The organism is Kitasatospora sp. NPDC088548 (assembly GCF_044753005.1).
In the GTDB taxonomy this organism is placed as follows: domain Bacteria; phylum Actinomycetota; class Actinomycetes; order Streptomycetales; family Streptomycetaceae; genus Kitasatospora.
The window spans coordinates 1-17,566 of sequence record NZ_JBIVMI010000032.1; the positions used below are offsets into that span (position 1 = coordinate 1).

Annotated in this window: 21 protein-coding genes; 18 read left to right on the forward strand and 3 right to left on the reverse strand. The window is 73.4% G+C overall.

Annotated elements, in window-relative coordinates:
• The first annotated feature begins 256 nt into the window (after window positions 1–256).
• The 15 genes from ACIP82_RS31585 to ACIP82_RS31655 all read left to right on the forward strand — a co-directional run bounded on the left by ACIP82_RS31585 (window position 257) and on the right by ACIP82_RS31655 (window position 12,413).
• Window positions 257–988: a hypothetical protein gene (locus tag ACIP82_RS31585; RefSeq protein WP_400658413.1), complete on the forward strand. Its 732-nt coding sequence runs from the start codon at window positions 257–259 to the stop codon at window positions 986–988.
• A gap of 126 nt (window positions 989–1,114) precedes the next feature.
• Window positions 1,115–1,840, forward strand: coding sequence for a hypothetical protein (locus tag ACIP82_RS31590; protein ID WP_400658415.1), 726 nt, complete (start codon window positions 1,115–1,117; stop codon window positions 1,838–1,840).
• Window positions 1,841–1,902: 62 nt separating this feature from the next.
• Window positions 1,903–2,457 carry a hypothetical protein gene (locus ACIP82_RS31595; RefSeq protein ID WP_400658417.1) on the forward strand — a complete coding sequence of 185 codons (555 nt, stop codon included), beginning with the start codon at window positions 1,903–1,905 and terminating at the stop codon, window positions 2,455–2,457.
• Between the two features lie 248 nt (window positions 2,458–2,705).
• A complete protein-coding gene (locus ACIP82_RS31600) occupies window positions 2,706–3,707 on the forward strand; it encodes a DUF4097 family beta strand repeat-containing protein (protein ID WP_400658419.1) in 1,002 nt (333 codons plus the stop codon).
• A 114-nt stretch (window positions 3,708–3,821) separates the two neighbouring features.
• Window positions 3,822–4,073, forward strand: a complete 252-nt coding sequence (locus ACIP82_RS31605) for a hypothetical protein (protein ID WP_400658421.1) — start codon at window positions 3,822–3,824, stop codon at window positions 4,071–4,073.
• Between the two features lie 273 nt (window positions 4,074–4,346).
• Entirely contained in the window at window positions 4,347–5,543 is a 1,197-nt protein-coding gene (locus ACIP82_RS31610; protein WP_400658423.1) for a hypothetical protein, read from the forward strand.
• Window positions 5,435–6,106 carry an NUDIX domain-containing protein gene (locus tag ACIP82_RS31615; protein ID WP_400658425.1) on the forward strand — a complete coding sequence of 224 codons (672 nt, stop codon included), beginning with the start codon at window positions 5,435–5,437 and terminating at the stop codon, window positions 6,104–6,106. The genes ACIP82_RS31610 and ACIP82_RS31615 overlap by 109 nt, the downstream gene beginning before the upstream one ends.
• Window positions 6,107–6,212: 106 nt before the next feature.
• On the forward strand, window positions 6,213–7,112 hold the full coding sequence (locus ACIP82_RS31620; protein WP_400658427.1) for a hypothetical protein: 900 nt from the start codon (window positions 6,213–6,215) through the stop codon (window positions 7,110–7,112).
• Between the two features lie 228 nt (window positions 7,113–7,340).
• The gene (locus tag ACIP82_RS31625; RefSeq protein WP_400658429.1) at window positions 7,341–7,796 is read left to right on the forward strand and encodes a hypothetical protein; all 456 of its coding nucleotides are present in this window, start codon (window positions 7,341–7,343) and stop codon (window positions 7,794–7,796) included.
• Window positions 7,793–8,650, forward strand: coding sequence for an AAA family ATPase (locus tag ACIP82_RS31630; protein ID WP_400658431.1), 858 nt, complete (start codon window positions 7,793–7,795; stop codon window positions 8,648–8,650). Before ACIP82_RS31625 ends, ACIP82_RS31630 begins: the two co-directional genes overlap by 4 nt.
• A 77-nt stretch (window positions 8,651–8,727) precedes the next feature.
• A complete protein-coding gene (locus ACIP82_RS31635) occupies window positions 8,728–9,189 on the forward strand; it encodes a DUF4326 domain-containing protein (protein WP_400658433.1) in 462 nt (153 codons plus the stop codon).
• A 3-nt stretch (window positions 9,190–9,192) separates the two neighbouring features.
• Window positions 9,193–9,882, forward strand: a complete 690-nt coding sequence (locus ACIP82_RS31640; RefSeq protein ID WP_400658435.1) for a hypothetical protein — start codon at window positions 9,193–9,195, stop codon at window positions 9,880–9,882.
• Window positions 9,883–9,977: 95 nt separating this feature from the next.
• Window positions 9,978–10,421, forward strand: a complete 444-nt coding sequence (locus ACIP82_RS31645) for a hypothetical protein (RefSeq protein WP_400658437.1) — start codon at window positions 9,978–9,980, stop codon at window positions 10,419–10,421.
• Window positions 10,418–10,783 carry a hypothetical protein gene (locus ACIP82_RS31650; protein WP_400658439.1) on the forward strand — a complete coding sequence of 122 codons (366 nt, stop codon included), beginning with the start codon at window positions 10,418–10,420 and terminating at the stop codon, window positions 10,781–10,783. Before ACIP82_RS31645 ends, ACIP82_RS31650 begins: the two co-directional genes overlap by 4 nt.
• Window positions 10,784–11,933: 1,150 nt before the next feature.
• Window positions 11,934–12,413 (forward strand): hypothetical protein, encoded by a 480-nt coding sequence (locus ACIP82_RS31655; RefSeq protein ID WP_400658441.1) that lies wholly within the window; start codon window positions 11,934–11,936, stop codon window positions 12,411–12,413.
• Here the strand turns inward: ACIP82_RS31655 and ACIP82_RS31660 are convergent.
• Window positions 12,382–14,016, reverse strand: coding sequence for a 3'-5' exonuclease (locus tag ACIP82_RS31660; RefSeq protein ID WP_400658443.1), 1,635 nt, complete (start codon window positions 14,014–14,016; stop codon window positions 12,382–12,384). The genes ACIP82_RS31655 and ACIP82_RS31660 overlap by 32 nt on opposite strands.
• A gap of 210 nt (window positions 14,017–14,226) precedes the next feature.
• Between ACIP82_RS31660 and ACIP82_RS31665 the strand changes: the two genes are divergently transcribed.
• Both ACIP82_RS31665 and ACIP82_RS31670 read left to right on the forward strand, forming a co-directional pair.
• Window positions 14,227–14,601: a hypothetical protein gene (locus ACIP82_RS31665; protein ID WP_400658445.1), complete on the forward strand. Its 375-nt coding sequence runs from the start codon at window positions 14,227–14,229 to the stop codon at window positions 14,599–14,601.
• Between the two features lie 142 nt (window positions 14,602–14,743).
• A complete protein-coding gene (locus ACIP82_RS31670) occupies window positions 14,744–15,304 on the forward strand; it encodes a hypothetical protein (RefSeq protein ID WP_400658447.1) in 561 nt (186 codons plus the stop codon).
• A 291-nt stretch (window positions 15,305–15,595) separates the two neighbouring features.
• Here the strand turns inward: ACIP82_RS31670 and ACIP82_RS31675 are convergent, their stop codons facing one another.
• Together ACIP82_RS31675 and ACIP82_RS31680 are read right to left on the reverse strand one after the other, a co-directional pair.
• Window positions 15,596–15,835: a DUF397 domain-containing protein gene (locus ACIP82_RS31675; protein WP_400658449.1), complete on the reverse strand. Its 240-nt coding sequence runs from the start codon at window positions 15,833–15,835 to the stop codon at window positions 15,596–15,598.
• A gap of 33 nt (window positions 15,836–15,868) precedes the next feature.
• Window positions 15,869–16,786 (reverse strand): Scr1 family TA system antitoxin-like transcriptional regulator, encoded by a 918-nt coding sequence (locus ACIP82_RS31680; protein ID WP_400658451.1) that lies wholly within the window; start codon window positions 16,784–16,786, stop codon window positions 15,869–15,871.
• A 245-nt stretch (window positions 16,787–17,031) separates the two neighbouring features.
• Between ACIP82_RS31680 and ACIP82_RS31685 the strand changes: the two genes are divergently transcribed.
• Window positions 17,032–17,487: an ATP-binding protein gene (locus ACIP82_RS31685; protein ID WP_400658453.1), complete on the forward strand. Its 456-nt coding sequence runs from the start codon at window positions 17,032–17,034 to the stop codon at window positions 17,485–17,487.
• The last annotated feature ends 79 nt before the right edge of the window (window positions 17,488–17,566 follow it).

Here is a 17,566-nt window from a genome sequence, read left to right on the forward strand (position 1 = left end):
GGTGCGGTGCCAAGTCGCATGCCCGGTTCGGGAAGCGGCTCCGGGGAAACGGGCCGGTCGAAAGACCGGAACCGCGCCCCGGGCCGACTTCACCAAACCCGCAGGTTAAAGCATTGGTGGGACACCTTGGTAGGCGCCGTTGCCGAACCGGTACCTTCGGTGCCCGCCCTACCAAGGTTTCCACCAAGGTCCACGGGTTCCACTGCGGGCACCGGTCGCCGCCGTGGCGGCCCGTGAGGCCCGGGAGCCCTTGACCATGATCGTGAACCACGTGCCGACCACCACCGAACGCGCCCTGCTCGCCGTCCTCGGCGCCGCCCAGAACCTGGCCACCGCCGCCGGCGCAACGGCCGCCGGTCTCGCCGTCCACCGCACCCTGCAAGGCCGGCGCCCCTCCGACGAGCGGATCGCGGCGACGGCACTCGCCGTCATCGGCGCCGCCGTGATCGCCCAGGAGGTCCTGGACACTGCCCTGGCACCCCTGCGCCGGGTCGTCCTCGACCACCACCCCTTCCCCGCCGCACCGGGCGCGACGCCGGCGGCCGCCATCGAGGAGCCCGAGGCCCCGGCGCGGCTGACGGTGCGGGACATCGAGACCGCCGCCTGCTCCGCCGCCGCCTACGACGCGCGGATCAACGCCAGCGGCATCCTGGGCGCCGACGGCCCGCTGCGCGATTCCGCCCCCTGGACCGGCGCCCCGGACGGGTCGGCCACCCTCGACCTGCCCTTCGGCGCCGTCCTGTACTACCGGCCCGCCCGGTTGGTGGACGGAGTACGCACTCCCGTGCCGTGGGACGCGCGCTTCGCGGTCAGCTCCGACGGCCAGGACGCTGTCGTCCAGACCGGTGCCGATGTGCTCGCCGTCCTGGAGCGCCTGGCCGACGGGCGGCCCGAGCTGCCGGATGCGGCCCGTCACCAGGCCGCCGCCGAGTTGGAGCCCGCCGTCCAGCCGTTCTCCGGCTCCCGCCCGGTGAACCGCCTGGCCTAACCGCCCGCAGCCCGCCGTCGTCCGCCCGGCGGGGCCTGTGCGCCTCGCCGGCCAGGCCCGGGCCCGATTCCCGCCCGCCCCACGGACGCACGGCCTGCCTGGTCGCCCTGTCATGAGGAGAACCTGATGCACCCGCACATCGTCGCCGGGATCCTGGAGCGCTCCCGGAACACCTCGCTCGTCGCCGAGCTCGCCCTCGCCGCCTGCGGCAGCGTGCAGCTGCTGCGGGAACTGACCCGCCAGAGCGTCGAAGCGCTGAACGACCACGGCGCCCGCAGCCCGCACCGCCCCACCGCGGCCGAGCTGCGGGACGTGGCCGCCGCCCACCGCCGGATCGCCCCCGCACCCGCCGCCGACCCCGACGCCCTCGCCGACGCCCTGGAGCGCGCCGCCGACCGGCTCGACACCCACCCGTACGGCCCGGACACCGGCCGGCCCGGCCACGGCATCCTCGCCGCCGTCGAGTACCACACCCCGGACCTGCGCCTGCGCTACGACGTCCTGACCGTCATCACCCAGCACCTGCCCGAGGCCGGAATGACCATCACCGCCTGGGAACGCGAGGCCGAGCCGGGCCGCGTCCTGGCCGCGGCGATGCTGCGCTCCCTCGCGGCCCGCCGCGTCGCCCCCCGCTACCCGCGGCCGCCCGTCGAGCCCGCCCCGGGCGCCCCCGAACCGCTCGACCCGTTCAGCGAGGCCGAGGCCTACACCGTGCATCCGGCGCCCGACCACGCCCTGATCACGGACCGGCGCGCCCGCTTGCGCGCCTACCAGGAGGCCGCCGCCGGCACCACCCACCCCCACCTGGCCCGGATCTACCAGGACCACGCCGACTGGCTGCGCGCCCGGTAGGAACCGTCCCGGCCGGCACCCCGCCGCGGAACGTCCCGCGTCCCACCTTCACCGGAGGCCCAGTGACCACCCACACCAATCCCGTCCCCGCCGTCATCGCCCTGCCCGTCACCGTCGAGACCCCGCCGGACCAGGTCCGGGAGACGCTCTTCCTCCTGGTCCAGGCCGGGTTCCGCCTGGACCTGGTCCTGCCCGACGGCACGGCGGCCAGCTACCACCCCGCCGTCACCGACGCCCGAGTCCGCCCGCTCGCCGCCGGCGACGCCGCCGTGCTCGCCGCCTACGGCGAACCCCTCCGGCTCCCGCCGCTGCTGCGGCGCTCGCAGGAGGCCTACCACCTGTGGCAGGCCACCGTGGCCGGGAGCGGCACGGCGCCCGGGGGTACCTGCGACGACCGGGCCGCGGCGCGGATGGAGCACGCCTACCTGCTGGCCCACGCGGTGGCGCTGGACGTCGCGTCGCTGCGGGACGGCGCGGACCCCGCGTCGGCCGGCGCGGTGGAGGCGGCCAACCAACTGCGCGCCCTGGCCGGGCTGGTCCCCGCCGACGGGGGAGAGGCCCTGTCCTGGCTCCGTTACACCTACGCCAGCCGCGTGGCCGGGGCCGTCCGGTCCTGATGCCCCGCCGGATCGCCCGCGGGCCGGGGCAGTAGCCGGCCCGCCGATGACAACACCAACGGAGGCCACCGAAATGGTGGCCAATGCTTGCGTGGCCACTATTTCGGTGGCATGATTGAGGGTGTCAGGCCGCGGACCACCAAGTCCGCGGCCCGCCCCTCGCTACCGGCGCCCACCGCGCCGCAACGCCGCCGCTTGCCCGCAGGCGCCGAGCCCCAGTCCTGCCGGGGCAGAACCGAGAGGTACCCATGACCACCGAGAACCAGCACACCGCCCAGACCCCCGGTCCGCTCCGCGTCGAGATCGAGGTCCTGACGGGCACGGTCACCGTCGCCACCAGCCCCGACGTCGACCGCGCCACCGTCACCGTGCACACCGCGGACGACGAGGGCGCACTCGCCGACGCCGTGACCGGCACGAGCTTCCTGGAGCACGGCAAGACCCTGAAGGTGCGGATCCCGAACGCCAGCGCCAACGGGGCGTTCTTCGGGGTCCCGCGCACCGGCAAGACCGTCCACAACAGCTTCCGGGGCCGCCTCGGAGGCGACCTCTTCCAGGGCGCCACCTTCGTGCAGGCCGGCAGGATCACCATGCGGAGGGCCACCGGAGCGCGGGACGTCGTCTTCACCCAGAACGGCACGGACAGCATCCAGATGCTCGGCGGCAACCAGGGCGCGGTCTTCTCGCACAGCGGCCTCGGGAACGTGCAGATGGACGACGGCACCCTCTCCATCAACGGCGTGGTCATCGTCCGGGACGGCGTGGTCGTCGTCCCGAAGGGCACCCGGGTCGACAGCCCGCCCGGCACCGTCCGCGTCGACATCCAGCTGCCGCCCGGCAGCGACGTCATCTTCAGCAGCAGCGGCGGAGCCTCCCTCGCCCTCTGCGGCGACCTCCGCCGGGTCGAGGCCGTCCTCGCGGACGGGGCGCTGTCCGCCGACCGGGCGGACATCGGCGTCGCGAAGATCAGCACCATCACCGGCGACATCACCCTCGGGAACACCCGCGACTGCGCGGTCCTGAACTCCGACACCGGCGACATCACGGTCCGCCCCTTCGGGGGCGGCGAGCTCACCGCGACCAGCACCAGCGGCGACATCGAGGTCCGCACCCCGGGCGGGGTGACCCGGCCCGCGACCGTCACCCTGAACACCGTCTCGGGCGACGTCCACACCCGAGGGATCGCCCGGGCCCCCCACGTGCGGCTCACCGCGAACTCCCGCACCGGCGAGGTCCAGCACCGCATCTGAGCCGCCTCGGGGCGGCCGACTGAGCTGGCCGGCCACGCGGCCGCCCCGAGGCACCGGACCCGATCCAGACGGCCGGGACACACCACCATGGTCCCCGACTGATCCGGAGAAACAATGACCACCCCCGACGAGACCCCCGCCCGCCGCAAGCACCCCGACACCCAGAAGGGACGCCTGGACGCTGCGGCCGAGCAGCTGGACCTGGACATCGGCGCAGCCCAGCGGAAGTTCTGGCTGGCGGTGAAGGCCGAGATCGACGCCAGCACCCAGGGCGAGGTCGCGGCCACCATGGACGTGAGCCGCGAACACCTGCGCCGGAACCTGAAGCGCTGGGGCGGCCCGGCCGACGGCGACACCGCCGGCTGACCCGCCGCCGAACCCCGTGTGGTGCCCGCCCCGGCGGGCACCACACCACCACCCCGACCAGGCCTCCGGCAGCGAACCCCCGCACGGCGCCCCGCGCAACGGCTGTCGACCGCACCGCCGGTCCAGCCACCGCCCTTCCCGCCCCGGCCGCGCCGACCAGCCGGCCGGCGACGCGGCGAGCGAGCGGACCCTGCACCACCCGACACCCCTCGCACCTCCCACGGCCGCGCCGACCGGCAGGCCGCCCCTGCCCACACCCCGCCGAAGGACGCCATGACCATCACCACTACCACCGTGCGGGCCGCCGAGCTGGCCCGGATCCTCGACCAGACCGCCGCCCACCGCCGCACGCCCACCGATTGGAGGCCGGGCTCGGTCACGCTGCTCGACGCCGACCCGACTCGCCTGCACGCCGTCACCACCTCCCGCTACACCCTGGCTGTCGCCAGCGCCGCGCTCCGCGCCCCGGACAACGAGGAGAAGAGCGAGGGGGGCGAGCCCTGGAGCACCACCCTCCAGGGCGACGACGCGGACAGCCTCGCCGCCTGGGCCCGCACCCGCGGCTACGACGAGGACGTGCGCCTGATCGTCGCCCCCGGCCGCCTGGACGCCTCCACGCTCACCAGCAGCCTGCGCGTGCCCGTCAGCGCGGCCAAGTTCCCCCTGCGCGGCGGCTGGCGGGCGTTCATCGCCGCCCGCACGGAGCCCTCCACCGGCACCGCGCCGAAGCCGATCGCCCTCGACACCGCGACCCTGCGCCGCTGGAAGGGCGTCGGCGACTACGTGTGGCTCGGCGTGTCCGAGCACGACGGCAGCCTCCTCGTGCTGGGGGAGGACTTCGTCGGCGTGCAGGCGCCGGTGGCCAAGGGCTGGCAGGCGCCCCTCGCCCACGCCTCCGCGGCGGCCGACGGCCGCCCGGTGGAGGTGCTGCCGCTGCCCGACGGCGACGACGAGTTCTCCACGATCCGCTGGGAGATGCTCCGGCGCATGGTGGTCGCCGACGAGGCGATCAAGGACGCCCGCTACGCCGGTGACGGTGCGCTGGCGGACGCGGTCCTCGCGGTGGCCGGCTCCTCCCACGTGGCCGTACAGGCCCTGCGGGCGCTGGAGCAGATCGACCCCCGCCGCGCGCACGAACTCGCCGCCGCCATCAGCGACGAGCTCGACAGCGGCGAGTTCACCGAGGCCGCCTTCGAGACCGCCGCGGCCTTGAACCTCGACCCGAGCGCGTGGATCGCCCAGTACAACGCCTCCAGGACTGCCCCCAGGAGTCCTGACCCCCAACCGGCCCCGCCCCGGCCCCGGGGCACCATGCCCCGGGGCTCTCCCCCGAGAAACCACACGACCAGGAGGAATCCTTCATGGGCCCCTACACGCCCACCGACGTCACGCCGGCGGAGCTGCTGCCGCAGGCCCTGGAGACGAAGGTCCCCGACTGGGCCGAAGCCGCGCCGACCCCGGACGCCGTGACCGACTGGCCCGCGCGCCAGGCCGCCGCGATGGTGCGGTTCGAGCTGGACACCCGCGGCCGGCCGCTCAACCCCGCCGGCCGCACCGACAAGATCGGCCGCCACCTCGGCAAGTGGGGCGAGAACGCGGCGGCCGACGCGATCGTGATCGCCGGTACCGGCGCCAACCGGCAGGTCCTGCTGATCACCCGGGACGACATCGGCGTCGCCGCGACGCCCGGCGGCATGATCGAGATCACGGACAAGACCGTCGAGGACGCCCTGCTCCGCGAGCTGCTGGAGGAGACCGGCGTGGACCTGAGGGGCCACCAGCCGGTCATCCTGGACCGTCAGGTCGTGGACGACTGGCGCAACACCGACCAGTCCTGGGTCGCTTCCGTCTACGGGCTCATCCAGCTGCCCGCCACGGTGCCCGCCGTCGGAGCCGACGACGCGCGCGACGCCGGCTGGTGGCCGTTCGCCTCCCTCGACCAGCTCGAAGCCGTCCTCACCGCCGCCGGACGCACCCTCTACGCCGCGCACCGGCCGCTGCTCCAGGCCGCCCTGGACCACCTCGCCCAGTAGCGGGACACCGCCCGCCCGGGGCCGGCCACAGCGACTGGCCCCGAGCGGACGGCGCACAGCCCCGAACCACCCAGCAAGCACCGCACCGCAGGACAAGGAGAACCGCATGTCCACCACCACCGTCCCGAGCACCCGCAAGCGCCTGCTGGCCGAGATGGGACGCCTGTTCGCCGACGATGCCGGACTGGGCGCCCTGGCGAAGTACAACGGCCGCCCCGACCTCACCGAGCAGGCCAAGACCATGCAGTCGGCCTGGTCCCGCGCCCTGGTCGCCGTGCACGGCCGCGACAGGGCCGCCTCCGTCTACGCCGAATACGCCGGCGACCGACAGGACGCCGTCACCGAGCCGATCGGCTCCTGGAACAACCTGGTCCTCAACACGAAGCCGCTGAGCTACTGGACGCGGGATCTCCACGGCTTCATCTGCTGCTACTGCGGAGGCCCGTTCAGCTCCGTGATCATCGACGGCACCGACCCCGTGTGCAACAAGTGCGCCCGCGAGAACAGCACCGTCGAGAACGCCCGGCCCGAATGGCACGCCTACAGCCGCAGCGAGTTCATCTTCCCCGGCCTGCTCCCCGAGGAGACGCCCAAGGGGGAGAGCGCGATCACCATCCGGTACCAGGACGGAGAGGTGCGCGACTACGTCACCGGGGAAGCCGGCCTGTTCGTGGAGAACGTCACCAGCCTGCCCGGCTTCACCCGCACCACCGGCCAGACCCACGGCGAGAGCCGCGACCGGATCCACTTCACGGTGCAGGCCCACACCGAACACCAGCGCCGCAGCTTCGACATCCTCGCCACCTTCACCTATGACCCGAACCCCGAGGGCTGGGAGAAGCACGCCTACGGCTTCCGATTCGACTCCGCCCGGCTCACCCACCGCCTCCGGCCGCTGGGCCACTACGACCTGGCCGACCCGACCATCACCGAGCACACCGACCTCTACGAGACGATCGGCACGCTGCTCACCGGGCTGTACGGCACGGCGCTCCCGGGGGCCTGAGCGAACCCAGGCCCCCGGAGTCTGCGCCACCCCTGCCGATGCGACGCCGAGACCGTCTCCGGCGGAAAGGGCCGGACCTGCGCCACCTCCTGACCGGCCGCCACCCCGACGCCCTGCGCTAGCCGCCCGCGCCCGGCAAATCACCCCGCCGACCCCGACCGGGCCCGCAAACGACCGGCTGCAGCCGCTGCCGGTCCGCCTCGCCCCTCCCACCGGAAGGCCCCGCCAATGCACCACCAGCACCGCATCGACCCCCGCACCACCCTCGTCAACTACGGCGCGAGCGCCCACCTGGACGACGACGTCCTGGAGGAGCTCGCCGACGACGTCGAGGACGCCGTGCTCGACACCGTCGAGCAGGCGCTGCGCCTGCTGGCCGAGCCCGGCACCGCCGTCGACCTCGACCAGGTCCTCCAGGCCGTGCGCTCCCTGCGCCACCAGCCGCAGGAGACCCCGGAGCCGTCCACGGAGCCCGCCGACCGGCTGGACGCCTACAACCGGACGGCCCGCGAGGCCATGGCCCTGACGGCCATTCTGGGCGACTTCCAGGCCGGGCTGATCCGCGGCATCGAGCCGGGCATCTCCCGCACCCTGTTCCTCCAGGGCCTCGCCACCGCGGCGGCCGCCGCCCCGCTCGAAGGCACCGCCTTCCCGCTGCGGGGGACGACGGAGGCCGGCCGGTGAGCGCCGAGAAGACCCGCCGCACCCTCGCCGCCCTCGGGCTGCCGCAGGACTGCCTCCTGGTTCTGCTCGGCATCTCCGGCGCCGGGAAGACCACCCTCGCGCGGACGCTCTTCCCGGCGGCCGCGGTGCTCAACGCCGACCACCTCCGGGACGTCCTCGTCGGCGACCCCGGCGACCAGGGCGCCTCTCGCGCGGCGTGGGCCATGCTCCACAGCCAGCTCGACCACCGGCTCGGGACCCAGCGACGCGACGGCGCGCCCACCGTGGTCGACGCCGTCAACGCCGAGGACTGGGTGAGGCGGGACCTCATCGCCGCCGGCCGCAGCCACGGCATGCCCGTCATCGCCCTGGTCGTCGACGCCGACCTCGAAACCGCCCTCGCCCGCAACGCCGCGCGCGAGCGCCGCGTGCGGCCGGACATCATCACCGCCCAGCACGAGGAGCTCACCAAGTCCCTGCCCGGGCTCTTGGCCGAGGGCTTCGCCGCCGTGCACCACGCCCGCGATCTGCCGATCCTGGACATCGTCCTGGAGCGCAGCGCCGCACGGGAGGACGCGAACCCCGAGCGCCACATCGAGCGGGTCTTCGGCAGCGACTTGGCCCAGCTGTTCACCTGTCACGACGGTGAGGACGAGGGCGGCTACCGCACCGGCGCCTTCGCCGTCGGCAGCCGGGAGCTGACGGTCCGGTGGATCGACCAGGATGACCCCGACGAGGTCCGCCACCAGACGCGGATCACCTGCCCGGTCTGCGGGGCACCGGCGTGGATGTCCGCCTTCTCGGCGAAGGACCTCCACGACGCCGTGCACGGACCCCTGCCCTACGCGGCCCACTGCCCGAACGGCTGCTTCTGAAGCCTCCTCGCCGGTGCGGCCCGCCCCGGTGCGGGCCGCACCGGGCCCATGCCCGACCCGACCACCCGGGAGACCTGTTGAGCATCCTCGCGACCCGCCCGGCCGCCCCCGACACCGACCACTACCACGCCCTCCCGGCCGCGCCCGCGGCCGTTCCGGCCCGCATCCAGCGCCTGCGGACCAAGGGCTGGCGCGCCCCCAAGGGCACCGTCTGCGTCGGCCGCGGCAGCGCCTGGGGCAACCCGTGGCGCGTTGGCGACACCAGCGGCTGGACCACCCTTCCCGGAGGCTGGACCGACCGCCGCCCGCACGGGCCCCTTACCGCCGAACAGGCCGTCGCCAGCTACCGCAACGCCCAAACCCACGACATCGGGCGCCTCCTGCTCATCCGTGAGCAGCTCGCCGGCCGGACCCTGATGTGCTGGTGCCGCGTCGGTGCGGTGTGCCACGGGGACTGGCTGCTGGAGCTCGCGAACGGCACGACGCCGCTGGAGACCCTCGTCGACCGCAGCGCCAAGCCCGACTTCCCGGAGGCATGAACCATGGAAGCCGCCCTTCACCCCGTACACGAGGCCCCCGACGGGCCGGGCCGGCCCGACCCCGTGGACCCCGACCGGCCGACCCGGCTAACGGACGCGGAGATCGCCGTCCTGCGCGAACGCTCCCGCCGCGAGGCCGGGCCGTTCGTGAACCCGGCGTTCGTCTACGCCACTAGACACTTCCACAACCGCGACTGGGCGGCGGCCATCACCGGCACCAGGAACTTCTCCATCGGGCACTGGCCGACCCTGCACCTGCTGCACACCGCGATGCAGGCCGAACCCGAGCCGCCGGTCACCCGCGCCCAGCGCGCCGAACGCGCCGCCGTCGAGGAGCGGGACCGGACCGTGGAAGCGATGCGCGTCCTGCGGGAGCAGCGCACCGCCGAGCGACACCGCGCCGAAGCCGACGCCTGGGCCGCGGCAGTGCGCGCCTGCCTGGTGAAGGTCGTCGTGCGGCCGACCCGGCACGACCGGGTGCGCGGCGGCGCCCGTGAACGTCTTCGGCACGTCGTTCCGGTCAGCGAGGCCGTCTCGGGGCGGAGCCGGCGCCACCTCGCCGGCCGCGCCCTGTGCGAGACCCCCGGCCGCGCCAGGCCGCTCCAGCTGGCCGACGAACCGGCCGGTGAACCGGCGACGTGCCGGCGCTGCCTGGCCTACGTCGCTCAGATCAGCCCGGCCCCGGCCGCCTGACGGCCCGGCCAGTCCGGCTGTCCCGGGCCCGAGCACACCCTGCTGCCGGGCGCGGACTCCGATCCCTACGTCCCAACCCGTCCGGAAGGACCGTGATGACGTCTTCACCCGACCCGCTGACCAGCGCGAACGCGCTGTGGCGGAACCTGGTCGAACACCGGCCCGCCGTCGCCGCCGCCCTCGCCATGCAGCTGCGCGACCTGCCCGACACCTGGGCCCAGCGCGAGCTGGGCGTCGCCCGCCCGCACGCCGCGCTGGACCTGCAGCCCGTCAGCCGCGTGCCGATCGAGGTCGCGCCGCACTCCCAGGACTGGGAGGAGTGCCCGGCCTGCGACGAGGCCGAGGGGCTGTGCCGCTACCACACCGGCCTCGCCACCGGCTACGAGGCGCTGCACCGCCCGCTGAGGGAGATCTCCGCGGCCGACCCGGCGGTGACCCTCATGGATGTCCTGCAGCGCCTGGAGGAGGCGGACGAAGCCGCCGAGAACGGCGTGCTGGCCGCTGCCGTCGCGCGGCTGATCGAGGAGCAGCAGGGATGACGACGCCCAGCACACCGGACCCCGACGAGGCCGCGGCCGGCGTCCTGCCCCCGCCCGCGTGCCCGGACTGCTCGGCCCCCACCCTCCCGATGTCCGTCCAGGGGGAGCAGCTGTGGGGGTGCCCGTCGTGCGGCCGCCGTACGTACGGCACCGGCGACGAGGACGACGACGCCGACCTGCCGCCGTACACCGAGACTGGCCCCGACGGCACCGTGTTCGTCTACCACGGGACCGGTGAGGTCGACATCGAGGCGACCGCCGAATGGGCCATGCAGGACCGCACGGACGAGGACGGCGACGAGGACGACGACCCGCACCGCACGGCCGACGGCTACGTCGGCCGCGACGGGAGGGGGCTGTGACCGGGCCCTCCGCACCGACGGGCCGGAGCACGCCCGAAGTCCCCGCACCCGCACGAGAGCCCGGTGACGGCCCGCCAAGTGGAAGCCCGGGTGTGAGCGCGGCGGACGGACCGCCGCGCCTGGACGGGGCGCAGAAGTACGCCGAGGTCGCCCACCGTATCTACCGCGACCGGCGGGCCACCCCGTCGGCGAAGGAGCTGCTGCTCGCCGTCGCCTACGCCCTGTTCGTCGCCCCCGGCGTCGAGGAGGGCCGGGTGCTCAACCGGGCCGCCCAGGTGCTTGGCCGTGACGCGGTCCGGACACCCCCGCTACGACCGCCTGGTCGCCGACGACGCGCCCCGCTACGAGCCGCCCCGCGAGGCCGGCGACTGGGGCCCGAGCCAGGCCCCGGGCTGCGAGGCCCCGCGCATCCGCCCGTACGAGTACCGGCCCCGACCCGCCGCCCCGGCGGCCGACGAGGCGGTCGTGCCGCTGCGGCGCCCGCCCGCACCGGTCCTGCACGTCCCTGCGGGCTACGTGCCGCCGGTCGACTTCCGCAACGAGCGCAGGATCTGCGGCGCCGACTCGCACCACCGGGTGCTGGAGCTGGACCCGCGCACCGGCTGGACGATCGCGCACTGGTCGTCACCGCGGCGGCCAGGCCGCCCGCCACAACCTCTGCCGCGATCGCAACGCCGCGGTGGTCGTCCCAGAGCCGCGACTCCCAGACGAAGGCGAAGGCGGCCACGCCCGCGAGCATCGCGGCCGTCCCCGCTAGCGACAAGGCCAGCATGCCGTTGTCGTCCTGCCTGTCGACGTACAGACCCCGCGCTGCTCCGTGCTCCACCGAACTCCCCTTGCTTCCCGCCTGCTGACAGGCCCGCACTCTAGACCGCACTACCCCCCTGAACACGCCCTTTATCCCGAGGGCCCGCACCGGACGTGGCCGCCACGGTGTTGAACGGCTCCCGGGCAGCCGGGTGCCGGCCGCTGGCAGAGCTGCTCTCGGCGCCCGGCCGGGCGGGAACCGGGTACTGGTCCCGCCTCCACGGCACGTGCCGACTGTGCCGCCGGTGGTACCCGCAGGTGCGGCAGCGCGAGGGCGCGATCCGCTGCGGGACGAAGGCGTGTACCGGGGCGCGCATGACCGCCCGAGCCGAGCATCCAGGCCATGGCCGAAGGCCGCCGCGCCGACACCGGCCGGCGCCGCCAGCGCGTCCAGACCGCCCTGGCCGCCGCCGCCAAGGAGGGCACCGAGATCAGCGTCACCGCGATCGCCCGCCGGGCCGGCGTCGACCACACCTTCCTCTACCGCCACCGCGACCTGCTGGGCCAGGTCCACGCCCAGTCCGCCGAGCCGCCGACCGTCCCGGGCGGCCGTGGACCTGTGGTCAGCCGTGCCTCTCTGCAGGCCGACCTCCTGGCGGCCGACGCCCGATCCGCCCGGCTCGCCGTCCAGGTCCGCCGAGCGTTGCGAGGACTGTGGCTGGTGCGCGAACTGTGGCTGCGGCTGCTGAAGCCGAGACGGCGGGGTCTCCCGAATCCGGGAGGCCCCGCCGCTGCTTTCTCGGAGCCTGCACACCCTACCGTCGCTTCAGGGCCCGGCCGGACCGCCCGGATCACCGACCATCGGCCGGGCCGGCCGGTGTGATGGTGACCAGGCCCTTGCCCTTGGCGATCGAGAGAAGGACGTCGCGTGCCGCCCGTGCGTCGCCCAGGGCGCGGTGGGGGCCGTAGAGCTTGTAGTCCCGGTGAACCTCCCACACCGACCGGGCGTTCATCAGGCACCACCAGGACTCCTTCTTCGCAAGGCGGCCCGGACGGCGGCCGACCGCGCCGGTGTGCCCGGCGATCACGCCCATGTCGAAGGAGCTGTTGTAGGCCAGCAGCCGCCTGCCGCGGGTGATCCGGAACAGCTTCGGCAGGATCTCCTCCCAGGTGGGGCAGTCGGCGACCATCGCGTCGGTGATGCCGTGGATGTGGGTGGCACGGTTCGGCACCTGCGGGTTGATCAGCTGGTTCAGCCGGGTCTTGCCGGTGTGGGCGTCGATCACCGCGATCTCGCACACCCGTGCGTCGTAGAGGTCGGTGGTCTCGGTGTCGATCACCAGCGCGGCGCCCGGAGCCGACACCTCCCGGGCCGTTAGCAGCGTCTTCAGCCGGGCGTCCTTCAGGCGCAGCCCGCGGGCGAGCGTCTCCAGCTCGGCGCTGCCGTCGGCGGCGGCGAGGAGCAGCTGCCGGGTCAGCGGCAGCTCGTCCTGCGGCGAGCAAGCGATGCTCCAGGTGTCCTGCACGTTGTCGTGGAGCAGGTGCACCGGCACCTGGTGCTGCTCGGCCACCACGGAAGCGAGGCGGCGGGCGAGCTCGGCCCGGCTGGGCTTCCTGGCGGTGTGGGCGCGCAGCGCGGAGGTCCTACCGGGCGGGACGGCTCGCACGGCCTCCCAGTCCACCCCGTCGCGCTCGTGCAGCGCGAGGACGTCGGCGGTCCGGTAGAGCCTGACCTCCACGGTGCGCACCGTGCCTGTCCGCTTGGCCCACGATCCCGCCGGCTCCAGCCACCCCGCGGCGAGGACGTACGGGAAGTCCCGGGTGTAGCTGATGTCGAGGAGGTCCGCCGCCCGTTCCCCGGGGATCAGGCGCCGTCCTTCCACCATCTCAGCAAGCTCGGAGTCGGCCGCCAAGACTTCGACGTCGGCGGCGGCCCAGCGGCCGAGGCGTCCGGATACCGTGCCGCGCTGCTCGGCGGCCCACGTGAACTCGTCCTCGGTCTCTGCCCAGGGGCAGGCCCGCGCCGCGCCGGCGGTGGACAGCGAGGACTCGATCCAGGCGGTGCGCTCGCCGACGACGACGGCCAGGGCGGCGGTGTCCGTCCACTGCTCGGCCTCCAGCGCACCGTAGGTGGGGTGGCCCTCGAACTCGCCGAGGCGCCGCAGCAGGCCCAGGTCGGCCAGGACCGGCACGTCGTCGGCGGTGACGGCCGCAATCCCGGTCACCGTCCGCAGGGTGTCGGCGATCCTGCGAGCTCCAAGTGGGCGCAGGGCGTCGAGCCGGGGCAGCAGCTCGGGCAGGTCGGTACGCAGCTGGTGGACGACGGCCGTCGACCAGCGGCCGCGGTCGGTGTCGGCGGCCGGAATGAGTCCGGCGTCGCGTCCGAGGTCCCAGAAGTAGCGGCTGATGCCAGCGGCGTCTGCGGCCTGGTAGGGGCCGTGGTCGGCACGCTCGCGCGCGGGGACGGTCTCGGCGGGGGCGGTCATGTTCGGTGGTCCTCCCGTTCGGCGGCGTGACACACTGCACACATTCAGAACATTTGACCTATTAGCATCAAATGCCTGCGAAGACAGGCTAATTGGGTCCACCGACAGTACGGGCCGCCACGGAACGACGCCACATGGGTGACGACGGCCCCTAAGGTGGACTCAGCAGCACACCAGGGGACTCGGGGAGGCGCAGTGAGCCGCCGCAGGATGGACGACGGACGTCACGGCATCCGGCACCGGGAAGACGTCGGCGCGTCCGTCATCGCGGGCGAAAAGCGCACCGAGATCGCCTGCGAGTGCGGCGTCGTCACCGGCGACATCGCCGGCCACCTCGCCCACGCCCGCGCCGTCGAGCACGTCCCGGGCCCAGCCTGGTTCCCCGTCGGCGCCCGCCTGGCTGCCATGCTCCTCGGCGGCGTCGCCCTGCTCCTCGGGCTGATGGCCTTCGCCGACTCCGCGCTGTCCGGAACCGCGCGCACCGTCGTCCTCGGGCTCTCGCCCGTGACCGTGTTCGCCGTGATGATGGGCGCCGCCCGCGCGCTGCGCCGCTTCATCGTCCCCCTCACGCCGGCCGACCGGTAACAGGCTCGCGCGCTTCACCGGTAACGGCCGTCGTACTTCACGGGCGTTCACCCGAAGGCCCGGCGGCCCGATCCTGGCCGCTAAGCGCCTCGCGCGCCCCGACTGCCCCTGGTTCGTGTCCGGTGCGCCGTACGCTGTGCCGGTGAGGAACACCAAGGACTTCAAGGAAGCCGTTGCCGGGACACTGGCAGAGCTCGCTCGCCGTGGCGTGACCGTGCGGCCCGGGGCCGTCGCGGACGTCATCGAGACCAACGTGACCACGGTCGCCGCCCGGCTGGGCATCCAGCCGCGCTCCGCCTGGCGCTACTTCGACGCAGCCGCACTGGCCGAGTCCATCGCGCAGCAGAACAAAGAGTTCGAGGAGGCCAGCGCGAACAGCGGCGTCGGCGTGGCTCCGATGCCGCCGGTGAACAACCCCGAGCTTGCCCTCATCCTGGGTGGCGTACCGGATTCCCTCGCGCAGACCGGCGGCGACCTGTACGCGGTGATCGTCAACGTGGCGGTCAACGCGTGGATGGCCGGCCACATCCACGGCGAGGACGGCTGCAACGGGTGCGACGGCAGTCGCGGGCCCTCCGGCCACAACTGGGACCATCGGATGGCGCAGTTCGCTTCGCTGTCGCCCGGCATCACCAGGTGGTTCGACCCGGACCAGTGGAATGCCGCGCTTCGGGACAGCGGCTTCAGCGTCGAGCGGCGCTAACCGAGCAGCGAGGCCGGGCCGTCGCCGAGGTCTCTCCCTGCGGGCAGGGTGTTGACGGGGGACGGTCCGGCCGGGGTGGCGTCAGCTCGTTGCTGGACCTGCGGCGGGCCCTTCGGTGTACCGAGGGCAGGGTCCCGTCCGGCTTGCCCGGGTGCGACTTCACGATGTGTGCGCGGTCGCGGATTCACCTCATCCGCGTTTGTGTTGCGATCGCAGCCGGGTGGTATGCAAGAAGCGGGTGGACCTCGGCGCCTGATTCGTCAAGGTCCACCCGCCTCCATCGATCACCCGTTACGGTGCGATCGGGAACTCTCCGGCGTTGACGGCGTCGACGAAGGCCGCCCACGCCGCGGGGGAGACGCGCAGCACGGTGCCGAGGCCCTTCGCCTTGGAGTCCCGGACCGCAACGGTCTTGCCGTCGTCCGAGTAGCCCTGCTCGACGCAGTTGTCGTTCGGCGCGTTGCTGTAGCTGGACTTGTGCCAGCCGCTGGCCTCCTGGGCCGGGGTGGTGCTGGTGGTGCGGTCGTGCATGGTCACCCTTCCTGCGGATGCCCAACTCGCCGTTTACGAGATGGCATCCAGCAAGTATGACCGGGCGTCACGAAGGCTCACCGCGCTGGCCTGGAGCTGCCGGAAGACGGCGTTGTGCTTGGCGATCAGCTGGAGGTTGTCGCCGAAGCTGCTCGGGCCCTCGTGGTAGACGACCGAGTGGTCGGCGGCCTGGCTGAAGACGTAGTGGGTGAAGGGTGCGGGGTCGGGAATGCCGGCGTCGTCCATCACGATTTGGATGCTGATGTCGGGGCGCTGCGAGAGGTCGTGCAGGTGCTCAATCTGTCGGCGCATCACCTCGGTCCCGCCGATCTTCCTGCGGAAGGCGCCCTCGCCGATGATCGCCCGGATCCGGGGTGGGGTGTCGCCGTCCAGGATCAATGCCCGCTTCTGCCTGCTCTGGACCTGTTCGTCGAGCGAGAGGCGGGCCGGCCACGGACTCTCGCCGGTAATCCTCGCCATCGCTTCGTGCTGCTCGAACAGGGCTCGGATGTAGTCGGGCGCCTGGAAGAGGCCGGGGAAGATGCTCGGCTCCCAGATGCGGATCTCCCCGGTCCCCGAGACCGCGATCAGGTTCTCCACGGCGACGATGCTCGCGTACGCCCCGCCCAGCAGCTGGTCGTAGTCCGACCACCAGCCCCTTTGGAGCGCCTTGCGGGCGAGTCGCTCCATGTGGCCGGCGGCCTCCTTGGGCACGCCGAAGTGCGAGCACAGCAGGTGGACTTGCGCCACGCTTCCCTTGTTCTCGGCGGTCTCCAGCCGTGCGACGGCGTGCACGGAGACGTCCAGGACCCGCGCGACGTCCTCCCGGCTTGCGCCGTTCTGCTCGCGGACCTGCCGGAACTTCTGGCCGAGGAGCGAACCGAGGAAGGTCGGGCCGGAGCCGTCGACCGCTGCGGTAGCCCCGGTGCGCGACCTCTTTGCTGGTGCCATGACGCCACCCCTATCTGTTGCTGACCGTCAGCCAAGTCTGGTGCTCGCCAGGCGCGAACGCCAGTTCCCCGCTTCCGTGAATTCACGATTCTGGAGTTGTTGCATTCCTGTCCAGGTTGCGGGACTGTGGAATACGCGCTCACCAAAGGTGGCCTTTCCCGCACTCCTGGTGATCATCTCCGTTCTTCGGGGGCACACCCATGCCTGAATTCCTGCACCCTGCCCAAGCGGGCGTCCCGTTGGCCGTGCGCCGGCCTCTCCGGCTGGTTCTGCACGCAGCCCCCACCAAGGAGGACGCCTCCAACACGCGGCGCAGCCTCCTGGACGGCATCCGGCGCTGGGGCCTTACGATGTTCGAGGGCCTGCGGCTCGGCGACATCGAGCTCCTGGCCGCCGAGCTCATCACCAACGCGGTCGTCCACACCGGGATGCCGGTGCAGGTCACCGCCAACTGGACCGGCACCGCAGTGCGCGTGGAAGTCACGGACTCCAGCACCGAGGAGCCCGTGGCCAACGACCAGTTTGGCGAGGCGCTGACCAACGGTCAGGGCATGAACCTGGTCAAGGCCTTGTCCAACGCCTGGGGTGTCGCCGTGGACCACGAGGCCGGGACCAAGATCGTCTGGTTCGAGTGCCGCCCCGACCACGCCCTGACCACCGGGGCGCAGGCCGTGTCGGAGGTCGCGTCAGCGAAGCACTGAACCGGCGCGAGGCGGCGGCAGTCGGCGTGGCGGAGCTGCTCTTCCCCAAAGCAGGCCGACCCGGGCGGGGTCGGAGCGG